We start from the raw sequence: 20,803 nt of genomic DNA, 5'->3' as shown, positions 1-20,803 counted from the left end.
TGAACATGACGCTTTCCCATCTCAACGCACGCGGCGAAGCCAACATGGTCGATGTCGGCGACAAGGCAGCGACCCGACGGGAGGCGACGGCGACCGGAAGCATCTCCATGGCGCCGGAGACTCTGGCGCTGTTGAGCGATGGCAAGTTGCCCAAGGGCGACGTGCTGGCGACCGCCAGGATTGCCGGTATTCAGGCCGCGAAACGCACCCACGAGCTGATCCCGCTTTGCCACCAGCTGGCGTTGTCCAAGGTCAGCGTCGACTTCGAGATCGACGCCGAATCCAGTTGTGTCAGGGTGTCCGCCACCTGCCGTCTGACCGGACGGACCGGGGTCGAGATGGAAGCCCTGACGGCCGTATCGGTGGCCTGTCTCACCCTTTACGACATGTGCAAGGCGGTGGACAAGGAGATGGAGATCGGCGAAATCCACGTGGATGCAAAACAGGGTGGCAAGTCCGGTGACTATCTGCGTCGGAGCGCGACCGCTGCGACGGCAACGCCGATCGTGACCAGCCCCGAGAACAGCCCGGCGTTGACCCTGGGGCTTGCGTCCGCCGCGGAGCAGTGTGTCAGGGTGAAGTGCCTGGCTGAACTGCGCGAAAGGCTTGGCGTCGGTGAAGCATCGGTGCCACTGGACAGGTTGCCCAGTGCCGATGTTGCCGGTCTCAAGCAGGCACTGAAGACCCTGGATGATCGCTTCAAGGGGCTGGATGAAGGGCGCGTGCTGTGCGCCGTCAATCAGGTGATGGCGAGTGACGGTACCCGTCTGACCTGTGAGGACGAGGTGGCCTTCTTCCCGCCGGTGACAGGAGGCTGATCGATGATACGCGTGCAGCATGAGACCTTCGATGCAGGTCATGAACAGCGCCGGATGCTCGAACATCGCACCGACATCGGAGCGGTGGTCAGCTTCACCGGACTGGTCAGGGACTTCAATGAACGCCCGGACGTCACGGCGCTGACGCTTGAGCATTATCCCGGCATGACCGAAGCGTCGCTTTCCGAGATCGAAGCTGAGGCGCGACAGCGCTGGCCGCTCGATGAGGTAACCCTGATCCACCGGATCGGTCGTCTGGAGCCCGGTGATCCCATCGTACTGGTGGTGGTGGCCAGCGCCCATCGGCATGCCGCCTTCGAAGCCTGCGAATTCTTGATGGACCATCTGAAGACCCGGGCGCCATTCTGGAAGAAGGAGCACACCGAAAGCGGCGATTACTGGGTATCTGAACGTCGTCAGGATCATGATGACGCCAAGCGTTGGGAGGTCGCTTCGCAATGACACAACAGTTGATCGATAGTTTCGGTCGCCGGGTGACCTACGTCCGATTGTCTGTCACCGACCGCTGCGACTTTCGCTGCGTCTACTGCATGAGCGAGGAGATGACCTTCCTGCCACGTGCCCAGGTGCTGACGCTGGAGGAAATCGCTCAGGTGGCGCAAGCCTTCACCGAGCTCGGCGTGGAAAAGATTCGTTTGACCGGGGGGGAGCCGCTGGTCCGTCGCAATATCGAGCAACTGGTGTCCAGTATAGGGGCCTTGCCGGGGCTTCGGGACTTTGCCATGACCACCAACGGGGCGGGCCTGAGGCGGCATGCCGAGGCGCTGTGCCAGGGCGGCATGAAGCGTCTCAACATCAGCCTGGATTCGCTGGATCCCGAGCGCTTTCGACGGCTGACACGTACCGGTGACCTCGACAAGGTGCTGGACGGCATCAGCGCCGCTCGGCAGGCCGGCTTTGAGCGCATCAAGCTCAATGCGGTGGTGCTCAAGGGGCGCAACGAAGACGAGGTGCTGGATCTTGTCGAGTTCTCCAGGGCAGAGGGGCTGGATATCAGCTTTATCGAGGAGATGCCGCTGGGCGATGTGTCCGACCATTCCCGTGCCGAGACCTATTGTTCAAGTGACGAGGTGCGCGAAAGGATCGAGCAGCGCTACCCCCTGATGGCCACGACGGAAGCCACCGCAGGGCCTTCTCGCTACTACCGTATGGAGGATAGCGAGACGCGGGTCGGATTCATCTCGCCCCATAGCCATAACTTCTGTGCTTCCTGCAATCGTGTTCGGGTCACGGTGGAAGGGCGTCTGCTGCTGTGCCTTGGCAACGAGCATTCGGTGGATCTCAGGGCGGTATTGAGGCGCTACCCCGGTGACATGGAGAAGCTCAAGGCCGCCATCGTGGAGGCGATGCCGCTAAAGCCTGAGCGGCACCATTTCACCACCGATGGGGATGTTCAGGTGGTTCGCTTCATGAACATGACCGGTGGCTGACAGCGCTTTCGCCAAGTGACCGCTTGTCTCCTTACCTGCGCGGGCGCCTTGGGCGCCCGCTCTTTGTATCCTGGCCGCTGTCTTTTTTCCTCGAGGTGTCAGCGTTTCAACCAATATTGACCGGTCAAGGGGTGACTGGGCTCGTCCAATGAGCTCGCTGTTGACGTATAAAGACCGCCAATATTTCGGTAATTGACAAGGAAAAATCTCCAGCATTTCTTGCCAAGAGTGGCCGGTTGCATATACTTTTCTTCAAGTGAATTGCGGCGTGCGCCGCTTGGTGTCAAAGCTATGGAGTGAGCTATGTCCAGCGAATCATTGGAACGTATTGCGAGAAACAAGAACGTGGCACGGGCAGCGGCTCGTCAACTGAGCATGGAACAGCTGCAAAAACTGGCGGAAGTGGTCGAGGAGGTCATCGATCAGAAGCGCGACGAGGAGCGCCAGCGCCAGGAAGAAGAGATGCAGAAGGCCCAGAAGCTGGCGGAGATCCGTGAGCAGATCACCGAAGCCGGCCTGTCGCTGGATGATCTCGTATCGGAGCAGCCCAAGCGCAAGCGTGGACGTCCGCCCAAGAACGCCAAGTGATTCTGCTGGCGCAGGTGTGGTCACGCGAGTTCGGTTGACCTGACCTTGCACGGACGTGTCGCGTCGCCAGTGCAGCTTGGCCGCTGTGTCACCAAGGCGCGTGCATGACGCAAAGCGCGTGAATGGTGACGGCACGGCCACAAGTACGGCGAACGTCGAGCCGCGACCGGCCCTGGAAACGTCCAGGGCCGGTTGTTTTGTTTATAGGGGGGAGGCTCAGACGTCGCCGGCGATGCCTTCGATATCGCTCGCCATCAACTGGAGTTCGACCTGTGGCAGACGCTGTAAGTGTTCGCCCAGCCAGGCCTGAATACGAGGGTAGAGGCCACGACGGAGCGCCGACAGGGTATCGACGGCCAGGTCGTCGAGTTGTTCGTCGAGCCAGTCGATGAAATTGTCCTCGTCCAGGGGGCTGGTCTGGCTTGAGTCGATCATCAGCCGGCCAATTCTGGCCCAGCCGGTGTCGGTCGCTACCAGGCTGATGGCGAGGAAGAGTACGCCGTGTCGATTGCGCGCATGTGCCGGAGATTGACGCCGGTCGATGCCCCCGCGTTCGATGATGCACTGAGACAGAGGGAAGCTTTCCTCGCGGGTCAGGCCGCCCTGGTCGAACCGGATCAGATCGCCGTTGCGAGGTGCCAGCGGAGCCTCGATGCCCAGGCGACAGGCCAGTTCCTGATGAGCTGACTGATGGTTTTCCTCGCCATGGACCGGCAGCAGTCTGGTCGGCTGGAGCCAGCGATAGAAGCGTTCCAGTTCCTGCTGTGCGGGGTGCCCGGAGGCATGCAGTTCGGGGTGGCTGGCATCATCGATGATGGTGACCTGAAAGCGCGCCAGGCCGCGCTTGAGCCGCTCGATAAGGTGCTCGTTGCCGGGAATGGCCTTGGCCGAGAAGATGACGGTGTCGCCAGTGGTCAGCTCGAAGTGAGGATGCCTTCCCTGGGCAAGGCGCGACAGCGCGGCGCGGGGTTCGCCCTGGCTCCCCGTGGCAATGACCAGCACTTCCTCGGGTGGTAGATAGCCCAGGTCGCTGACGGGCACCAGCGCAGGAAAGTCGTCGAGATAGCCCAGTTGCCTGGCATGGCCCACCATGCGCTCCATGGAGCGCCCGAGCAGGCTGACCCGGCGTCCGCAACGAGCAGCGGCGCGGCCGATGGCCAGGACCCGTGCCAGATTGCTGGCGAAGCAGGAAACGACAACGCGGCCCTGGCAGCGGGAGATGGTAGACACCATGGCCCTTGCGACCTCGCCTTCACTTCGTGAATGGCCGGCCACGTTGGCATTGGTGGAATCACCCACCACCAGATCGACCGGCGCGAGGGCGCGAAACAGATCTTCGTTCACCGGTTGGCCGATCAGCGGCTCTGGGTCCAGTTTCCAGTCGCCGGTATGCAGGATGCGCGAGTTGCCTGCCTGAATGAGCAGGGCGCAGCTTTCCGGGATGGAATGGGTCAGCGGCAGGAAACGAAGGGAAAACCCTGCGATGTCCCTGGCGTCCCCGGGTTCGATGACGTCTATCGCGTCGGTGGGAAGTCCCCGTTCGCTGAACTTGACGCGCAACATGGCGGCGACCAGAGGGGTCGCCAGAATAGGGCAGGCCCAGCGTGGCCATAGCCAGGCGGCGGCACCGATATGATCTTCGTGGCCATGGGTAATGAGCAGCGCCTGCGGACGGATGCCGCGGGTATCCAGTATCGAGGTGTCCGGCACCTGGAGCGGCTCACCTGGAAGGTCCTGGCGAATAAGCATGCCACAGTCGACGGCAATCCAGGCGTCCTGATAGCCGTACAGGCTTAGATTCATGCCGATCTCGCCACAGCCTCCCAGGGGCAGAAAATGCACCGGTGGGCGTCGTCGTGGTCGAATCTGGGCTCGCGGAATCGGCATCATGCTCGGCATCGTGGACGGTGTTCATTTCACTATACGGGATCGACCGCGCACGACTCAACGCGAGAGGTCAAAGGACCCGTGCAGCGGTCGTTCGCCATCTCACTTTTCGCTACAATGCATGCCCCGAACGGGCGTGCTCATCGCCCCTCCCCATGGTGGTGCAAGGTTGGTCACCGAGCGTTGGTCCAAGGATACAGGTGTTATGTCCCATTTCTATCGTCTGGTCGTGTCGTGTCCCGATCGACTGGGTATTGTCGCCAGGGTGTCGAACTTCATTGCTGGCCACGGTGGTTCCATCACCGAGGCCAATCAGCACTCGGACCTGGCCTCTGGTCGCTTCTTCATGCGCTACGAAATCCTGGCCGACTCCATCGGCATGTCGAAGGAGGCCCTGTGCGAGGCCTTTGCGCCGGTAGCGCGTGAATTCGAGATGGACTGGGCGCTGCGCGACACTCGTCAGAAGCGGCGCGTCGTGCTGATGGTTTCCAGGGAATCTCATTGCCTGGTGGATCTGTTGTATCGATGGACCGCTGGTGAGCTCGATTGCGAGATCGCGGCGGTGATTTCGAACCATGACGACATGCGCAAGATGGTCGAGTGGCACGGTATTCCCTACCATCATGTGCCGGTTTCAGCAGACGACAAGAGTGCCGCCTTCGCCGAGGTCGAGCGTCTGGTCGAGGCGTCCGAGGCCGACAGTATCGTGCTGGCGCGCTATATGCAGATTCTTCCGCCTGATCTGTGCGAGCGCTACAGTGGGCGAGTCATCAACATTCACCATAGCTTCCTGCCATCCTTTGCCGGGGCCAAGCCCTATCACCAGGCTTACCAGCGCGGCGTCAAGCTGATTGGTGCGACCTGCCACTACGTCACCGAGGAACTCGACGCCGGGCCGATCATCGAGCAGGATATTCACAGGGTCAGTCACTGTCATACGCCGGATGACCTGGTGCGTTTCGGGCGCGATGTAGAAAAGACCGTGCTGGCACGGGGGCTGCGTTGGCACCTCGAGGATCGGGTGCTGATCCACGACAACAAGACCGTCGTCTTTGCCTGAGCCGGCATCAAGGGCGCCGGCCGTTCTTTCGACGCCCGGCGCCTGGGCGGGAGTGGGTGAGCGCGGGAATGGGTGATCGAGGGAGTGTCGAAAGCCTGGTCCGGTCACTCACCCAGGCATGCCAACCGAGCCGGAATCGCCCGCACAGGTAGGCAGCAGGAAGAGGAGGGGCCATGTCCTTTGCTCAGGTGATCCTTGCCCCCTGGCTGATCTGGGTTTGCGCGGGGGTGGCGTTGTCTGCCCTGGTGCTTGCCCTTTTCCAGCGTCCCTGGCGCGCCCTCTTTCAAGATACTGGCCTGCAGCATCGCTGGCTGGCGGCAACGCTGATGGTGGCGATGCTGTGGCAACTAAGGGCCCAGGCGGTCGATTGGCTCAGTCTGCATCTGCTGTTCACCACTCTGATGACGCTGGTCTTTCGAGGCCCCCTGGCGCTCTTGAGCTGTCTGCTGGTCAATCTGTCACTGGTGCTGACCGGGCGCGTCGCCTGGCCACTGCTGGGCGTCAATCTGGTGGTCACCGGCCTGGTACCGATGCTGGTGACGGTGCTGATATGGCGCCTGGTCGATCGACGGCTGCCATCTCATCCCATGGTTTTCCTGTTTATCGGCGGGTTCTGGTGCGCGGCGTTGTCGGCACTGGCTTCGGGGCTCGCGGTGCTGGGTTTGACGCGGCTCGGCGCCAGTGACCCGTCAGCGTTATTCCAGGCCAGCGAGTACGCGCGTTTCCTGCCGCTGCTGATGCCGTCGGAGGCCTTTATCAGCGGCATGCTGCTGAGCATTCTGATGTTCTACCACCCACACTGGGTCGCCACCTTCAACGACAGCCGTTACCTGGACGACGATGGTCGCGGCGGCCGGGGCCCGTGAGCTGAGCAGGGCCGGCGACCTTGCCTCAGGCCGGTTTGATCTGGCGTGACGGTTGCGGTGTCGGGTCCGCGTGGCGGGCGCAGTCCGGATTGTAGTGCAGCCCCCGGGATTCTCGCCTGGTGCAGGCGCTGGCGACCGTCAGACTGGCCAGAGTGAGCGCCTGGCGACAGGCGTGCAGCTCGACACTCGCGGCGCCGCCCCGAGTCAGGTCATGAAACTCCGATTCCAGTTGCTCGAGGGTCGTGCGTGCCTCGGCCAGCCCTTCGTCCTGGCGCACGATGGCGACCCTCGCGCTCATGATCTGGCGGACGCGCTGGCGCAACGAGGCGAGTCTCTCGCTGGAAACCTGTCGATCTCCAGTTGTTGCGCTCGGCCGTGGTGTCAAGGTGCGTCCCGGCGCCGGCTCACTCAGGTGGCGAGCGGCGGATCTGGCGTAGACCAGGCACTCGAGCAAGGAGTTGCTGGCCATGCGATTGGCGCCGTGCAGTCCGGTGCAGGCGACTTCGCCGATGGCGTAGAGCCCCGCCACGCGCGTGGCTCCCCGATGGTCGGTGGCGACGCCGCCGCAGCTATAGTGGGCCGCCGGCACCACCGGGATGGCCTGGGTGGTGATATCCAGGCCGCGCGCGAGGCAGTGGGCGTGGATGGTGGGGAAGTGGTGACGTATCGCGGCGTCGCCGAGGTGACGGATGTCCAGCAGCACATGGTCGCTCGAGGTGCGCTGCATCTCGGCGTCGATGGCGCGGGCGACCACGTCTCGCGGGGCCAGTTCAGCGCGCTCATCGATGGCGGGCATGAACCGCTCGCCACGCACGTTCAGCAACAGGCCGCCTTCGCCTCTTACCGCCTCGCTGACCAGAAAGGGCGGTCCCTGTGGATCGAACAGGCAGGTGGGGTGGAACTGCTGGAACTCCAGGTTCATCAGTTCGGCGCCGATCTCCCAGGCCATGACCATGCCCTCGCCACTGGCCGGGGCGGGGCTGGTGGTATGCAGGTAGAGCCCGCTGGCGCCGCCGGTAGCCAGGACGGTGTCCTGGGCGACAAGGTCGTGAGGACGCTGGTGGGCGTCCAGGCAGCGGGCACCGCAGCAGGCACCCAGGTCATCGGTGAGCAGTTCGACCGCGATCAGGTCGTCGCGCAGCGTGATCTGCGGATGGGCGCGCACTCGGGCCAGCAGGGTGTCGGTCACGGCCCGGCCGGTGGCGTCGTCGGCGTGGATGATTCGGCGAGCGTTGTGGCCGCCCTCCCGCGTGAGGTGGTAGGGGTAGCCACTGGCCGCCTCGGGATCCGGTGTGAAGGGCACGCCAAGACTCAACAGCCAGGCGATGGCGTCGGGGCCGTTTTCCACGGTGAAGCGCACCGCCGCTTCATCGCACAGCCCGTCCCCGGCAATCAGGGTATCCTGGATGTGGGCCTCGATGTCGTCCTGAGGCGACAGCACCGCGGCAATACCACCCTGGGCCCAGCGACTGGCACCTTGCGCCTCGACACCGGGGCGCAGCAGGGTGACCGGCCGGCGATCGGCGATCTCCAGGGCCATCGCCAGACCGGCGACGCCGCCACCGATGATGAGGACGTCAAGAGGGGCGTTTGCCATGCGTGGTTCCTTCCTTGCGGTCGAAAGAGGGGGCTCGGTGGAGCCCGTGTCGGGGGGCGCGGCGGCGCAGGCGCCTGCTGGGTAGCCGCTCGAGTCCGCCCAGGCGGCGGGCGGTTGCTTCGGTCAGGCGGGCCAGCTCCCGGTTCAGCCAGAGATAGCCGCTGGGGCTGAACAGCATTCTGCCATCCTCGGCGCGTGCCGTGGAGGCGAGGTCGGCGAAATCGTCCAGCGCGAAGGGCGTGACCTCGAGCGTGACCGGGCGTCCGGTGCGCACCTCGAAGGCGAGGGTGCCGAGATCCCGCGCCAGGGCGTGCTGCTGATCGCGCAGTCCTGCCATGGCATCGATCTGTTCGTGACCGGCGCGCGTGGTCCAGTGGGTCTCGAGCAATAGCTCCAGGGTGGACAGCATGCGTCGCTGGTAGGAGATCAGCTCGTCGACCTCGCCGCGGGTCAGGCGTCCTTCGCGGTGGACCGCGTCGGTCAGTCCGCGCTGCTTGACCAGCAATTGGCTGGCGGCCTTGAACAGTGCCTGGGTATCGATGCCCGGTGCCGATGTGGCACTGGTGTGGGTGTGATACAGCCGCGCCATGCGATCCAGACAGTCGGCCAGCAGGAAGCGCAGCATGTCGGTGGCCTTGTGGGGCAGAAAGACCAGGGTGGCGCCGATACCGACCAGGGTGCCGAGCAGTACGTCGGCGCTTCGCCAGAGTGCCACGCTGAGCTGTTGCGAGCCGTCGCCGATCACCAGCAGCAGGCTGATGGCGAACATCAGTCCGCTGTAGGCCTGGCGGCCGCCGAAGACCACCCAGGTGGCGATGGCGATGCCGATCAGCGCGCCGAGTTGTACCCCCCAGCCTGGCAGCGGGAGGATGATCAGCGCCAGGCCGAGGGCTGCGCCGATCAGGGTGCCGGCCAGGCGCTGGCGCCCCTTGTCCAGTACGCCCCCGATATGGGGAAGGTTGCCCATCACCATGACCGTGCTCACCAGCGCCCAGCCACTGTGCTGGAAGGGGAACGTCTGGACGATGGCAAAGGTCACGATCAGTGCCAGACTGACCCGGAGTACGTGGAAGAGGCGGCGATGGCGGTGATTGATGAAAGGGTCGCGCAGGCGTCCGAGCAGCATGGTTCAGCCTCTCTGTCGGCCTGGGGCCGGCTCTCGAGCCGGTTGAGGGTGGGCGGTGGGAGGCGCCGTCATACGCTGTCCGAGATCGTCGGGCAGGGGATCTCGGGGTAGAGAAGCATTGTCGCTCAAGATGCTGAAGACCGTGCAGTGCTGATGAAAATGGGGGTGAAGTTTACCACGCAGGCTCGCGTGCCGTCCCGAGCCAAATGATGTCTCGAGGGACGGTGTCCAGGTGGCTGACAACGGAAAGGGGCCCCGTCCCTGGGGCCCCTTTCATCATGGTGAGTCATTGTGGTGAGTCATGGTCGCACGTCATGGCCGCACGTCATGACTTGGCAAGGCTCAGCGCCAAAGGCTCAGGCGGCAGCGTCCTCTTCCATCATCTTGTGAATGAGCTCCTTGAGGTCCTCGACCTGTTGCTCGAGGGCTTCCACCCGGTCCTCTTCGCTGTTCTGTTGGGCTTTTTCCTCGATTTCCTGCATGTGCTCCTGCAGGGCTTCCGAATCCATGGCGAAGGTGCTGCCCGCCATCACAAATGCGGCGATCATGGTCGATCCGACTAGCGTGCGTTTCATGTGGCATCTCCTGGAAGTCGTCCCTGAACCCTGTGAAGGCCCGCGCTCACTCCATCGAGGCGATATGGCGCTCTGCCGTCCGTGAACTGAACCGGCACAATTCACTATAGGAGGTATTTCTTTATTCGCCATTATTGATATTTCGGCGCAAGCGATGAGCAAGGATATTGGGAACGATGAGAAGGCGATGACAAAGCGACAAGAGGGCGATCAGAGGATGATGAAACACGGGGCGGGGCAGGGAAAGCGTCTGGCGTGCAACGCCAACGGCTAAAGTGGGCTAGGCGACCAGAACACCACCACAAGGCAGGTCATCGAGGGAGTGAGTCACGTAAGACATCGATAGGGTTGGTGCCCGGAGCCGGGCTCGAACCGGCACGGTGTTGCCACCGAGGGATTTTAAGTTCGATCTGATCTAATTGGCGGCCGCGCTTGCAATGCGGTTTTTATGAAACTCAGTCACTTAAAGTTGCGTAATGCTGGACATAGCTGCCTCTCAGGCATTGACTGTGCGACCAAATTGCGACCATATTAAGGTACGGTGAGATTTCTTGGTCACAACGACTTTTACTTAGGAACGGGACAAAGGCGTCTAGCAAAGCATCTGACTGGTATTTTCACAAGCAATGTACTAGAGATCTAGTCATTGCTTAGCTTCTTTTATGAGTTGTCTAGTTGATTTTTATTACTTTTACGGAGTGATTTTCCAGAATTGTGCAGGTGTGAGCAACGTTGTGGTCCTACGAGCTTTGCTATGTCAGCATATACTATATGAATTGCTGAAACAGGAACGCTTTTGTTAGAAGAAACTGATGGTTGCGAGCAAGATGAGCTTAAGGAAAAGTTAGAGCTGCTCAGGGAGATACTGTCTTCTATAGAAATTATATCTAAGTCTACCGATTGGCGAGATGATAGAGACAGGGTGAGAATTGGGCGATTGTCTCATACTGGCATGCTTCTCATCGATGTTATAGAAGACTTCACGTCACAGAGGCGGCGTGATGGTCATCAACAATGATGATGCAGGGAATGGAGATAGTTAAAGATAATGTATTGCCTATTTTTGCGTAGAAATTCCCACTGATTTCATATAAGTCTCAAAGGCAATGCAGGCTGCTTTGCAGCGAGCATCAACCTCACTTTCGAGTGTATCAAGTACATGTCGTTGGGCACCCGGCTTGTACTCCACAATGTCCCACTCGATTTCTGACCCAATCTCGCTGTAATGCGCTTCTACCTTGATGGATGTTGTGACATTCATAGCGTCTCTCCAAGTCTTCTATGTTCCTGAGTGTAACAGTATTTTGAGACATTGGGATGCTCACGCTCGGACCAGCATAGAGAAGTGAAAAAAGATAGTTTTAAGGCCTGGTTGCGGCGCGTTCGAGCACAGGTCAGTGAATTTTGGCTCGCAGGGGCAGGGATCATGAGAGAAGAAATAATAAGCTTTACAGCTGTAGATGGTGGATGGGAGCTGTTCTGTAGAAACTGTTACACGCTAGAGTTTAACCACTACTCAGATTCTCCGTGGCTCCAATTCGAAATTCAGCCTGAAACAAAAAATGGGGGACGCTACACCGTCAGGTGCCGCGTATGCCGCCATGTATCGCGACGAAAATCGCTGCATCCGGATAGTCTTCGACCATCTTAGATTCGGGTTGCGAGCAAGGTAGTGGCGCTGGCGGAAAGGTTATAGCAGATCGTAGATTGTGGATCGCACCTCGTACCGCTCTGATCTACGCTGAGCCAAGCACTTTGCTTTCAGGAGACAGGGATGCTCACGCAGATGATCAGTTACCAGGTTGTGGAGAGCGGGCTGGAAATGCGTTGCCTGGTCTGCCAGGCGGTCGAGTTCTGCGAGACTGGCAGGCATGGCTGGAGGCACTTTGAAGTGATACCAGATGGGCCCTACGGACGCTGCTTCATCATTACGTGCAGAGCCTGTGGCCACAAGAACCTGCGCGCCTCTATGCATCCTGATTGGTAGGCTGGGAGATGGACACCTACCAGATCACCAAGTGGCGCAAGCGCCTCGAGCGCAAGGGCTGGCTTGGCCTGAGCCGGTCATCGCCGCCGATCGACAGGCTGGTCGAGTACCACGTTGTCTGGCAGGGCTGGCTGATCAGCGGGCGCTGCGTGCTGGGCAAGGAGATCAAGGACGATTGGTGGGAGCCAGGCACGCCGCAGTACCTGCTATCCCGCAAGCACGGCATCAGCGATGGAGTGTGGCGGCTGGCGAAGGATCAGCGGGCAGAGGTAGGGCAGGTGAGGCGTAAGATGGGACGTGAGGAACTATAGATGGAAAGTTATCTAGCTGCGTTGTCAGCAACTATAGCGGCGGTGGTGAGCGTAATGAACTATCACCAATCTGTGTCCATGAGGAAGGACAGGATTAAAGTGTCGCTATGGCCTATTAGTTTCGAAGCGCGGCCAGGGCTTGATCTTCATATAATAAATAGACGAAGTCACAAGACCCAGGTCGTTGACTATGGGTTTATTGACGATGAAGGATATCTACACTCAATGGTCGTTCTTAGTGAATTAGGAGAACTACATTCCAGTGATACCATAGTTAGTGGGTCAACATTGATGGTTGAACCTTCAGACTTTTTCGAGTTCGGAGTTATTGAGAGTCCCGTTGACAATGTTTGTGGCGCTTATGCCAAAACATCATACAGCGATAAATTGTTCTTCATGATAAGCTCGAACCTCCCATTTCATGACCGCCTGGCTATAAGGTTTAAGCTTTACAAAAACATGCTGTCTAGATTTTTAACTGGATCTATATTGTATAAATGATTTAATGCGATGACTTGATATATACGCCATCCCTGGCGCCCACATCACTCCCAGCCTATCGACTCAACCGCTTCCACTGTCTCTGCAGCCTTTACCTGATCCTCAAGAGCCTGGCGCTTGCCTGTCGCCAGGCCGCTCGCCTGCATCCATGCATCGGCCTTGGCGATGATCCGTGTCGCTAACTCGGTCTTGTCCATCCCCCGGCCAGTGGCCATGGCATCCAGTAGGGGCGTGGCGGTGGCTGAGTCAGCCAGGAATGCCCTTGCCTCACGCTCCTGCTTGTCCCAGGTCATTTGCTCCGACTCGGGGTACTCGCTGCGAATGCTGGCCAGCTCGGCCTCGTAGGCCGCGTTGATGCGGCGCGTTGCCGCCTGTTGAGCCTCCGCTAGATTTTCGGCCTCGGTCTTGGGCGGAATCCAGTACACGTTACCCATCAGCCATCTCCTTCTTGCGAACCGTCCAGCCGGTGTTTCCCGCGACATCCACGCCCTGCACGATCTCGTAGTCGTCTACGCCTGCCATGCCTGTGGGGATGACGTAGCAGATGCTGGGGTCATAGTCAGCGGCGTCGATGATGGGCGACTCTCGCCAGTGGGCTTTGTGGCCTGGGTATTGTCCCGCTATGACCCTCTGTACAAGAGTCACGTGCAGCTCGCCGTTAACGCGCTCCACTCGCCTAACCGTTTGTGCCCCCGACGGCAACCTCTCTACTCTTAGGAATATCCCACCCTCAGGAAACCCCGCTAGGTCGTAACTCTCACTTACCCCCTCATGGCTGGCTGTGAACACTTCGCCCTCGATGTTGTAATAGTCGGGAGCCTGTCCAACGGCTTTAAATCTTATCTTCACGGAGCTCTCCTACTTGTATCGACCACTTGAAAAGGCGTATGAGGTTAGGGAGTCGCCTGCGGCGAATGTGTCCCCAGCCTGTGCGCCTATCCTCAAGGACACCTGCGATACCGATGCCGCAGCAGTGAACGCCGTCCCGCGCCTGTGCGGAGGGGCGCCAGAGATGCTGGAAATTAAACCTTGGTCGGGGCAATGCGAGGGGCGGGGAGGGGTCGCAAAAGGTTGAGGGTAGTCCCACAAGCACGCCAAGATGTTATTTGTAACAACGTCGTCTAGTTGCACTTGAGCGGAACATTGTTGAGTCCCATCCGCCCATCGAGTCCACTCGCCATCATCGTTGCTGTCCGACTCGACAATTGGGTCGCCATTGACCGTAGGTATCGTGTCGAAATTGTTTGCACCAGACAGCCGCGCATACCGCGCATCAGCTTGCGATGTCTTGGGAACGTCATCCGCACCTGTACCCACATTGGCTGCCGCCGCCGTCCCGGCATCCGAGATAGTGCTCAGCAGCTGGGTGCCGGTGTGGTTGGCGCGCTGTACGGCGAAGTCCTTGGCGGCTTGCTCGGCACTTGCTGCCGAGCCCGCAGGGTCGGCGCCGACCTGCGCGGGAGTATGAGCAGAGCTTTTTGCCTCGTGCGCGGCGACTGCAGATGAGGCTGTTCCGGCGGGGTCTGCGCCAACGTCGCCCGGTACGAGCGTGACGGCGCCAGTTTTGCCGGCAACGCTGGCTACGCTGTCGGTGTTGTCGATCTTCGACCAGGTACCACCGCCACCGCTCTCGTTGGGCGTCCAGAGCAGCATGTCCTTGTTGCGGTACTCGACCCCGCCGATGGTCTCGCCATTCGCCGCGCCAGTGACCAGCCAGTAGCTGGCCCCGGTCGGCTCGGGTGGCAGGGAGCCGGTGCTCGCATCCCAAGCGCCTTGGGCGACCATGGCGTTAACAGCACGCTGCCGGGAAACTTCCGCCCAGTGAGCGGCGGAGAACTGGGAGCCGTCACCCTCTGGCACCGGTGTGTCGTTCGGGTATTGGGCCCAGTGCTGGGCCTCTAGGGCGGAGTCGCCTGCGGCGCTCTCTGATCCTGCGGCGTTTGATTCGCTGGCCGCAGCGGCGCTCGCAGAGCCCGCTGCGTTCGAGGCAGAGGTGGCCGCACTACCCTCGCTCGCTGCTGCTGCACTGGCTGAGCTGGCGGCATTCGCCTCGCTGGTCGACGCAGCGTCGGCACTGTCGGAGGCGCTGGATGCCGATGCGCTGGCAGCGCTCTCCGAGCTGGCGGCATTCTGCTCACTCGTGGCCGCGTTTGAGGCTGATTCGCTGGCCGCCGTAGCACTGTCGGCAGCGCTGGATTCGCTTGCGGCCGCCTCACCGGCAGAGGCTCCCGCCTCATCCCGGTACCCGCGGGCTTCGTCCACCAATGCCCGGAATTCGATCACGATGCCAGGCGTCAGGTCTTGCTCACCTTGCCACTCGACCACCAGCTCGTTGAGATCGGTGGCGGTGGAGTCAGCACGCACCTCCAGATTCTTGGCGAGCTCAAGGAATGATCGACCCTGCATCACGCGCACGTCGTAGCGGCCGACCTCGACGGAGATGGAGTAGTCGCCCTGGGCGTCGGTGATCGCCTCGGCACGAATGTGGTTCAGGACGGTGGCGGATGTCCTGACGGCGTCAAAGCGAATGGTCGCCCCGGGCAGCGGCTGGCCATAGGGGTCTTTCAGTACGCCGGAAAGCGTCACTGCCATGGTGTGTCTCCCACAAAAAGCCCGCGCTTGGCGGGCTGTTAGAGTGCGTTTCGAAAGCGGGTCAGGGCCCGATGCATGTCGGCGGGTGTGCTTGATCGTCGAATATCGGCTTTGGCGGTGATACGCGCCTCCTCGATGGTGCCGGCGCGCTTTTCCCAGCGGGTGCGGGCGCGCTTGATGCGCTGACATACGGTGGTCACGTCAGCGTCTGTGGCGGTCGCCTCGGCTTCGACCATTGGCCCCGAGCCTTGGGCCGCCTCGGCCAGCTTGAGCTGGTAGACGGCCTCTTGGGCGGGCGAAACGTAGCGAGCAGCCTCGGCCTCGCTGTCCACCAATGCCAGATAGTGCCGCTCGGCCTCAGCCCGTGAGGAGAACCGGCGAACGCTCAGCCTATCCATCGATCGCTACCTCCAGGGCTTCATCGAGACGCCAGGCGGGGCCGACCAGGTGGACCTGGAAGGTGCCCGGCACGTCGACATCGACCTGGGCGCTGTCGCCGGTGGTGACCATCTGGTGGCCGTTCATCGCCAGCAGGGTGCCAGGCTCCAGCCCAGTGATGGTGGCCGTTAAGCCCTCGACGGCAACCTGAGCACCCCGGTGCTGCTTCGGCTTGATCTGGCCGTCTGCCCGATCCACGTAGTGGACTGCATCGTCAAAGCCTGCCTCGACCTCGACATAGTCTTCGTGCTCACCACACTGCATCTCGACATGGTCTTCGGGGCAGTCTGTGACGCGCAGGATGGCACCGGTCAGTTCGCAGTAGATTGCGACGATCATCGTTTTTTGCCCTCTGCTGTCAGGGTGGACTGCGTGGAATTGACGGTGCCGGCACCGCGGCACTCGATGGCAATAGTGACGCCATTGCGGTTTCCGACATCGAGGGTGCAGGCGTGGTTTAGCTCGCCGGTACCCGTGGGAATTTCGAACCAGACACTGCCATCGACCTTCCATCGGAAGTAGGGCCGGCCGCCGCCGCCTGTCGCATTCGTTGCTGCGAAGTTGGCGAAGACTCGGCCGCCCTCAGCATTGAGGTAAACCGACAGCCAGCTGACCCAACTGCCGTTGCTGCTTCTTCCAGAGGTGCGTGACGTTCCGACTGGGATGGTCACCGCCTGCCCGGCAATCTGCAGCGTGTCGACCTGTGCGTCTCCGATCTTGGCTCGCGTGATCGCTGCATTGCCGATCTTGGCGTTGGTGATGGCGCCATTGCGGATGTGGGCGTTCTGCACGTCGATGTTGAACAGCTTGCCGTAATCCACATGGAGCTCATCGGCCTGGATGTAGCTGGCCTTCACCTTACCGTTCTCGACGATGAACGAGCCATCGGACGCCTTGAGCTTGGTGAACGTCAGGTATTGGATCAGCGCTTCTTTCAGGTACAGCGTGCCATCGGTGAAGATGAACGGGATCACCTCGGCGTCATTGTGGTAGACGTAGAATCGATCGACCTTTACTCCAAAATCGAAAACATCTTGATCGGGATCATAAGCCAGGCCGATCCCGCCGACCTTGCCGCCATCACCCTCCACTTTCAGAACCCATGCCGACTTCAGGGCATTCATGGTGCTCTGGAAGTCTTGGAAAAGATCGGTTTCCTTTATCTCTCCACTGATCACCGACATTATTTTTTCGGGATCATTCTCGGTGGTGGCCTGCACCGGGTACCAACTCGAGACGCCGTAGGCGTTGATGCCGCGAACGTAGTAGTAATACGTGGTGTCGGACTCGAGGTCGGTGTCGGTCAGGGTGGGCGCCACACCGACGCGCACTGCATTCGACTCGATCAGTCCTGTGTCGAGTGCGACGTTGGAGCGCCAGAATTCCCACATCTGCCCAGGGTAGAGGCCATTCGGGATCAGCGTGATCTCGAAGGTTCCCGCTCGGATGTCCACGCTATCCGGCGGCGTCGGCAGCAGCAGGCCGGCTACGGTGGTGGTCCGGTACGCCCAGGGCGACGCGGAGCCGGTACCGGTGATGCCACGGACACGGATCTGCCATTCACCCGGCTCTGCATCGAGGATGTCGAACGACGTGCCCGGGCCAGCGAAGGCCTCACCCCATGACACGTCATTCGGCCCCTGTACCTCGGCAATGTAACGGACGACTCGAGCGTCATCGCTGGGCGTCCAACTGACGGTGATCTTCTGGTGCTCGGTGCCGCCGGCCAGGTACTTGGATGCCTCGACGGTAATGGAGTAGGGCGCCGCCACCGGGCCGGTCGGGATCAGCGTGTAATCCTCGTCCGGCAGGTTGAGGCCCTGCTCGACGCGATCGTATTTGGTCGGGTCATGCTCGACGGCGGTGATCTGGAAGATCGCCGTCTCCTGCTCAGCGACGGACAGCACCCGGAACTTGCGCGGCTCTACGTCCTGGCTCGACAGCATCCAGATGGCGCCACGGATCGGCTCAGCTGAGAGCGGGCTGACCAGCTCGACATGATCACCGGCGAACCGGTCGACCTGCCGGCGCTCAATCCCCCCGGTAGGCAGCAGCACGTCCAGATACCAGTCGCTGCCGCTGACCTGCTCGGGCACTTGGTCAAGCACCAGGGCAGACAGCCCAGGGCGAACGATCCGGCCAGAGAGCCGGGCGCCGGCCGTGGTCGGGTCGTTGACTGCGATAATGTCGCCCGGGCGCAGGTCGGCATGATCGACGCTGGCCTGGTAGGTGATCGTCTCGGTTTCAGCGCGCTCGCTGTAGAGCATCCACTTGCCAAGGCGGTGCGCCTGGCCGCGACTGGTGCAGCCTACGGCGGTGACGTCGATCTGCTTCCAGCCAAATTGCTGGATAGCATCGGCATCCTCGACGACCTCGACCTGGAGGCGGTAGTTGTCGCCAGGGTCGTTCCAGCTCACCAAGGCGACTGAGTGCCGGGCCTTCAGCGCGGTACCGCTCGTTTCGAACTCACCGTCGATGACATTGGCCGGCGACACCAGCTTGACCGGATCGGCCGGCATGTCGGCTGTCGCCATGACGGTATTGGCGCCCCAGTAGGTCATGCCACGGAACGCAGTCGCCAGGGTGTCGAGCGCCTTGATGGCTTCCTCTCGGCTCGACAGCACGGTGTTGAAGGTGAAGCGCGGCTCTTGGCCGCCGAAGCCATCAGGGATCAGCTCGTCGCAGTATTGGGCGATCTGGTAGAGGCCCCACTTGTCGACGTTCTCCAGCCCGGCGCCGTACCGCTCGCTGGTGGCCAGGTCGAGGAAGCACCAGGCGGGGTTGTCGGTCCACGCCAGCTTGAACGAGCCATCCCACAGGCCGGTGTATTCGCGAGTCTCGGGGTTGTAGTTGGTCGGCACCCGGACGATCAAGCCCTTGACGTCGTAGCTCCGCGAGGGGATCTGGCTGCCAAAATCCTGGGCATCGACCTCGAGCCCGACCAATGCGGTATCGGGATACTGCAGCTTGGCGTCGATGATCTCGGTGTAAGTGGCCCAGTACGTCGCGTTGCGCAGGGTGGCGCTGCCGTTGTCGGGCGTCACTCGGCGCACGCGGATGTCCCAGGGGCCATCGCCGGTGAGCGGCACACGATAGGACCGCTGGTAGGGGCTGGTGGTCTTACCCTTGATGATGTCGTAGCGCTTCTCGGACCAGCTGCCTCCATTGGGGCGAACATCGACGGCCACCGCCACCTCGGTGGGCAGCAGATCGCCATTCTCGACGTTCTGATAGCTGAGCGCCTGCACCTGGACGGTAACGCGAGCGGCATCGGCCTCCGGGTTGGTGACGGTGCGAACGACTGGTGTGGCGTTGGTCACCTCGGTCGATACATCGTTGGCAGTCTCCACCGCAGCAAAGCCGGCGATGTGCGACTGATCAGGCTCACCAGTGCGGGTGTGAACGGTCACGCCTTGGAAGTTGAAGTCGCCACCCTCGTCCTGCAGCGGCGTCTCATCCAGATAGATGCTCTTGAGGCCATTGGTCAGGCCGACAATCGGCCCCTCGCCCAGCACGTCGATGATCCTGGCCTTGGAGGTGGAGCGAAGGGTGTTGGGCGCCTCGCGGGGAGTGCGGGCTTCATCGCCGCCGCCCTTGCCGCCTTTCGCGCCATAGACAACCAGATCGGTCATTCGTCCAGCTCCTCAGCAGTCATGCCGGCAGATGCCACAACACTGCCGACCTTCACGCGGCCGTAGATCACCGGCACCGGGAGGCCCTGGGTGCTGGTGTTGGTGGGTCCATCGAACAGGAAAGAAGGGCGCTCGTCGGGTCGCTCCCGCTCGCCGTAGTCGCCTGTCTGCGGGGTGGGCGACAGCATCTGTGCGACTCCACCCAAGGCAAGAGCCAGGCCGGCATTGAACATCCCGGGCCCGAAAACGGGGCCAGCCCAGAAGCTGGCAACCATCAGGACGGCGCCCGCAATGGTCTGCCAGATACCATCGCCCCCAGCTCCGGCGACCGCCGGGAGCAGATGAATCTCGGTTTCGTCATCCATGCCGACCATCAAACCTTCTTCGTCGAGCGACACGCCGCCATCGAGGGGGCCGCGCACGACATGCCAGTCGCCATCACGGATGACAGCTTCGAGCCCGGGAATTTGGATCAGCAGCGCACGGATGGCCTCGGCAGGATCACGGACGTCCAACGAAAAGGACTCGCCGAAGCGAGCCCCAAGAAAGCCATGCAGATAGAGCGTTTTCATCAGTCCCTCGACGTGTGACGGAGCCAGTGGGTGATGTAGGGGAGCCAGCGGGCGGCCGGGTCACGGCGCGAGAGCCGGGTGGGGTCGACAGGATGCCGGCCAGACGGATGGTGCAGGCATAGCCCGTTCTCGACCAGGACGCCGCCATGGTTGGGCACGTCGCTGCGAAGCTGGGCGAACCACATATCGCCGGGCATGGCCTTGTCCGCTTCGATAACGCGGAACCCCGCCTGCTCGAAACCCTGGCGGTAGAGGTCTTGCCCTTTGAGCCACCATTCCCACGAGCGAGGAAACTCGGGAAGATCGATGCCCAGTTCCATCGCGTAGTAGTCGCGGATCAGGGCGTAGCAGTCGGTCACGCCGTGGACGAAGCCCCTGCCGATAAGCTCCGGCCGGTCGCCGCCGCCCCACCAGCGAACGGGTGTCGTGGCGTTGCCATCGGTGGCCACGATCCCCCACGGAACGCCCGAGGCAATCTGGCCGCGCATGTCGGCCTCGCTGGGGCAGTCCGGGTAGTCCGGGTGTGAGTGAACAATGGCCCGCAGACCCTGGGCGGTGGCCGCTGCCATATCGCGCTTGGCAATGGCGAAGGTGGTTCGGGGGGCGTCTGCCACATTGGCTACCTGCCGGCAGCCGTGGTCGGTGATCAACCACACAGCCTCATTTGGATAGGCGGCCAGGGCTTCGGCGCGTATTAGCGCCTCATTATGATTCGAACTCAGACAGTCGACTAATGGCATTGGTTGCGTCATCACCCGATGCTAAAGATAGGGAACACTCACAACCAAATGAAGGATTCGGC

20 protein-coding genes are annotated in these 20,803 nt (G+C 61.4%); 8 read left to right on the top strand and 12 right to left on the bottom strand.

What is annotated here, in order from left to right:
- Window positions 1-5: 5 nt before the first annotated feature.
- The 4 genes from moaC (at window position 6) to RBB39_RS04010 (ending at window position 2,857) form a co-directional block, all read left to right on the top strand.
- Window positions 6-818, top strand: a complete 813-nt coding sequence (moaC, locus tag RBB39_RS04025; protein ID WP_045994199.1) for a cyclic pyranopterin monophosphate synthase MoaC — start codon at window positions 6-8, stop codon at window positions 816-818.
- 3 nt (window positions 819-821) lie between these two features.
- Window positions 822-1,280: a molybdopterin synthase catalytic subunit MoaE gene (gene moaE, locus RBB39_RS04020; protein WP_306168838.1), complete on the top strand. Its 459-nt coding sequence runs from the start codon at window positions 822-824 to the stop codon at window positions 1,278-1,280.
- Window positions 1,277-2,269, top strand: a complete 993-nt coding sequence (gene moaA, locus RBB39_RS04015; protein WP_045994197.1) for a GTP 3',8-cyclase MoaA — start codon at window positions 1,277-1,279, stop codon at window positions 2,267-2,269. Before moaE ends, moaA begins: the two co-directional genes overlap by 4 nt.
- A gap of 303 nt (window positions 2,270-2,572) precedes the next feature.
- Complete coding sequence (locus RBB39_RS04010; protein WP_045994196.1) at window positions 2,573-2,857, top strand: hypothetical protein; 285 nt, start codon at window positions 2,573-2,575, stop codon at window positions 2,855-2,857.
- Window positions 2,858-3,073: 216 nt separating this feature from the next.
- Here the strand turns inward: RBB39_RS04010 and RBB39_RS04005 are convergent, their stop codons facing one another.
- The gene (locus RBB39_RS04005; RefSeq protein WP_045994216.1) at window positions 3,074-4,660 is read right to left on the bottom strand and encodes a ribonuclease J; all 1,587 of its coding nucleotides are present in this window, start codon (window positions 4,658-4,660) and stop codon (window positions 3,074-3,076) included.
- Between the two features lie 289 nt (window positions 4,661-4,949).
- On the opposite strand from RBB39_RS04005, the gene purU reads away from it, so the two are divergent.
- Window positions 4,950-5,804, top strand: coding sequence for a formyltetrahydrofolate deformylase (gene purU / locus RBB39_RS04000; protein WP_045994195.1), 855 nt, complete (start codon window positions 4,950-4,952; stop codon window positions 5,802-5,804).
- A gap of 173 nt (window positions 5,805-5,977) precedes the next feature.
- Window positions 5,978-6,670 carry an energy-coupling factor ABC transporter permease gene (locus RBB39_RS03995; RefSeq protein ID WP_045994194.1) on the top strand — a complete coding sequence of 231 codons (693 nt, stop codon included), beginning with the start codon at window positions 5,978-5,980 and terminating at the stop codon, window positions 6,668-6,670.
- Between the two features lie 25 nt (window positions 6,671-6,695).
- On the opposite strand, the gene nadB is transcribed toward RBB39_RS03995, so the two are convergent.
- The 3 genes from nadB to RBB39_RS03980 form a co-directional block, all read right to left on the bottom strand.
- Window positions 6,696-8,267: an L-aspartate oxidase gene (nadB, locus tag RBB39_RS03990; RefSeq protein WP_045994193.1), complete on the bottom strand. Its 1,572-nt coding sequence runs from the start codon at window positions 8,265-8,267 to the stop codon at window positions 6,696-6,698.
- Complete coding sequence (locus tag RBB39_RS03985) at window positions 8,248-9,393, bottom strand: FUSC family protein (RefSeq protein ID WP_045994192.1); 1,146 nt, start codon at window positions 9,391-9,393, stop codon at window positions 8,248-8,250. Before RBB39_RS03985 ends, nadB begins: the two co-directional genes overlap by 20 nt.
- A gap of 356 nt (window positions 9,394-9,749) precedes the next feature.
- Complete coding sequence (locus tag RBB39_RS03980) at window positions 9,750-9,968, bottom strand: hypothetical protein (RefSeq protein WP_045994191.1); 219 nt, start codon at window positions 9,966-9,968, stop codon at window positions 9,750-9,752.
- Window positions 9,969-11,963: 1,995 nt separating this feature from the next.
- Between RBB39_RS03980 and RBB39_RS03975 the strand changes: the two genes are divergently transcribed.
- Both RBB39_RS03975 and RBB39_RS03970 read left to right on the top strand, forming a co-directional pair.
- Entirely contained in the window at window positions 11,964-12,266 is a 303-nt protein-coding gene (locus RBB39_RS03975) for a hypothetical protein (RefSeq protein ID WP_306168837.1), read from the top strand.
- Entirely contained in the window at window positions 12,267-12,767 is a 501-nt protein-coding gene (locus tag RBB39_RS03970; protein ID WP_306168836.1) for a hypothetical protein, read from the top strand. It abuts the gene before it with no gap.
- Between the two features lie 44 nt (window positions 12,768-12,811).
- Here RBB39_RS03970 and RBB39_RS03965 read toward each other — a convergent pair whose 3' ends face one another.
- The 8 genes from RBB39_RS03965 to RBB39_RS03930 are packed head-to-tail and all read right to left on the bottom strand — an operon-like array spanning window position 12,812 to window position 20,741.
- Window positions 12,812-13,201: a hypothetical protein gene (locus tag RBB39_RS03965; RefSeq protein ID WP_306168835.1), complete on the bottom strand. Its 390-nt coding sequence runs from the start codon at window positions 13,199-13,201 to the stop codon at window positions 12,812-12,814.
- Window positions 13,194-13,616 carry a hypothetical protein gene (locus RBB39_RS03960; protein ID WP_306168834.1) on the bottom strand — a complete coding sequence of 141 codons (423 nt, stop codon included), beginning with the start codon at window positions 13,614-13,616 and terminating at the stop codon, window positions 13,194-13,196. Before RBB39_RS03960 ends, RBB39_RS03965 begins: the two co-directional genes overlap by 8 nt.
- A 9-nt stretch (window positions 13,617-13,625) precedes the next feature.
- Window positions 13,626-15,359, bottom strand: a complete 1,734-nt coding sequence (locus RBB39_RS03955; protein ID WP_306168833.1) for a prophage tail fiber N-terminal domain-containing protein — start codon at window positions 15,357-15,359, stop codon at window positions 13,626-13,628.
- Window positions 15,360-15,397: 38 nt separating this feature from the next.
- Window positions 15,398-15,757, bottom strand: coding sequence for a hypothetical protein (locus tag RBB39_RS03950; protein WP_306168832.1), 360 nt, complete (start codon window positions 15,755-15,757; stop codon window positions 15,398-15,400).
- On the bottom strand, window positions 15,750-16,136 hold the full coding sequence (locus tag RBB39_RS03945) for a hypothetical protein (protein WP_306168831.1): 387 nt from the start codon (window positions 16,134-16,136) through the stop codon (window positions 15,750-15,752). Before RBB39_RS03945 ends, RBB39_RS03950 begins: the two co-directional genes overlap by 8 nt.
- Window positions 16,133-19,429 carry a host specificity protein J gene (locus RBB39_RS03940; protein ID WP_306168830.1) on the bottom strand — a complete coding sequence of 1,099 codons (3,297 nt, stop codon included), beginning with the start codon at window positions 19,427-19,429 and terminating at the stop codon, window positions 16,133-16,135. Before RBB39_RS03940 ends, RBB39_RS03945 begins: the two co-directional genes overlap by 4 nt.
- Window positions 19,426-20,001 carry a tail assembly protein gene (locus tag RBB39_RS03935; RefSeq protein ID WP_222568906.1) on the bottom strand — a complete coding sequence of 192 codons (576 nt, stop codon included), beginning with the start codon at window positions 19,999-20,001 and terminating at the stop codon, window positions 19,426-19,428. The genes RBB39_RS03940 and RBB39_RS03935 overlap by 4 nt, the downstream gene beginning before the upstream one ends.
- Window positions 20,001-20,741, bottom strand: a complete 741-nt coding sequence (locus RBB39_RS03930) for an NlpC/P60 family protein (protein WP_306168829.1) — start codon at window positions 20,739-20,741, stop codon at window positions 20,001-20,003. The genes RBB39_RS03935 and RBB39_RS03930 overlap by 1 nt, the downstream gene beginning before the upstream one ends.
- Between the last annotated feature and the right edge of the window lie 62 nt (window positions 20,742-20,803).

Origin of the sequence: Halomonas sp. MMSF_3323 (genome assembly GCF_030733595.1) — a bacterium.
In the GTDB taxonomy this organism is placed as follows: Bacteria; Pseudomonadota; Gammaproteobacteria; order Pseudomonadales; family Halomonadaceae; genus Halomonas; species Halomonas litopenaei.
The sequence above is the reverse complement of the archived record's forward strand: the minus strand, read 5'-3'. Positions and strand labels throughout refer to the sequence as shown.

What these genes read in the sequence shown, in the direction of transcription:
- moaC (WP_045994199.1), top strand. Translation starts at nt 6, where the DNA reads ATGACGCTTTCCCATCTCAACGCACGCGGCGAAGCCAACATGGTCGAT.
- moaE (WP_306168838.1), top strand. Translation starts at nt 822, where the DNA reads ATGATACGCGTGCAGCATGAGACCTTCGATGCAGGTCATGAACAGCGC.
- moaA (WP_045994197.1), top strand. Translation starts at nt 1,277, where the DNA reads ATGACACAACAGTTGATCGATAGTTTCGGTCGCCGGGTGACCTACGTC.
- RBB39_RS04010 (WP_045994196.1), top strand. Translation starts at nt 2,573, where the DNA reads ATGTCCAGCGAATCATTGGAACGTATTGCGAGAAACAAGAACGTGGCA.
- RBB39_RS04005 (WP_045994216.1), bottom strand. Translation starts at nt 4,660, where the DNA reads ATGAATCTAAGCCTGTACGGCTATCAGGACGCCTGGATTGCCGTCGAC.
- purU (WP_045994195.1), top strand. Translation starts at nt 4,950, where the DNA reads ATGTCCCATTTCTATCGTCTGGTCGTGTCGTGTCCCGATCGACTGGGT.
- RBB39_RS03995 (WP_045994194.1), top strand. Translation starts at nt 5,978, where the DNA reads ATGTCCTTTGCTCAGGTGATCCTTGCCCCCTGGCTGATCTGGGTTTGC.
- nadB (WP_045994193.1), bottom strand. Translation starts at nt 8,267, where the DNA reads ATGGCAAACGCCCCTCTTGACGTCCTCATCATCGGTGGCGGCGTCGCC.
- RBB39_RS03985 (WP_045994192.1), bottom strand. Translation starts at nt 9,393, where the DNA reads ATGCTGCTCGGACGCCTGCGCGACCCTTTCATCAATCACCGCCATCGC.
- RBB39_RS03980 (WP_045994191.1), bottom strand. Translation starts at nt 9,968, where the DNA reads ATGAAACGCACGCTAGTCGGATCGACCATGATCGCCGCATTTGTGATG.
- RBB39_RS03975 (WP_306168837.1), top strand. Translation starts at nt 11,964, where the DNA reads ATGGACACCTACCAGATCACCAAGTGGCGCAAGCGCCTCGAGCGCAAG.
- RBB39_RS03970 (WP_306168836.1), top strand. Translation starts at nt 12,267, where the DNA reads ATGGAAAGTTATCTAGCTGCGTTGTCAGCAACTATAGCGGCGGTGGTG.
- RBB39_RS03965 (WP_306168835.1), bottom strand. Translation starts at nt 13,201, where the DNA reads ATGGGTAACGTGTACTGGATTCCGCCCAAGACCGAGGCCGAAAATCTA.
- RBB39_RS03955 (WP_306168833.1), bottom strand. Translation starts at nt 15,359, where the DNA reads ATGGCAGTGACGCTTTCCGGCGTACTGAAAGACCCCTATGGCCAGCCG.
- RBB39_RS03950 (WP_306168832.1), bottom strand. Translation starts at nt 15,757, where the DNA reads ATGGATAGGCTGAGCGTTCGCCGGTTCTCCTCACGGGCTGAGGCCGAG.
- RBB39_RS03945 (WP_306168831.1), bottom strand. Translation starts at nt 16,136, where the DNA reads ATGATCGTCGCAATCTACTGCGAACTGACCGGTGCCATCCTGCGCGTC.
- RBB39_RS03940 (WP_306168830.1), bottom strand. Translation starts at nt 19,429, where the DNA reads ATGACCGATCTGGTTGTCTATGGCGCGAAAGGCGGCAAGGGCGGCGGC.
- RBB39_RS03935 (WP_222568906.1), bottom strand. Translation starts at nt 20,001, where the DNA reads ATGAAAACGCTCTATCTGCATGGCTTTCTTGGGGCTCGCTTCGGCGAG.
- RBB39_RS03930 (WP_306168829.1), bottom strand. Translation starts at nt 20,741, where the DNA reads ATGCCATTAGTCGACTGTCTGAGTTCGAATCATAATGAGGCGCTAATA.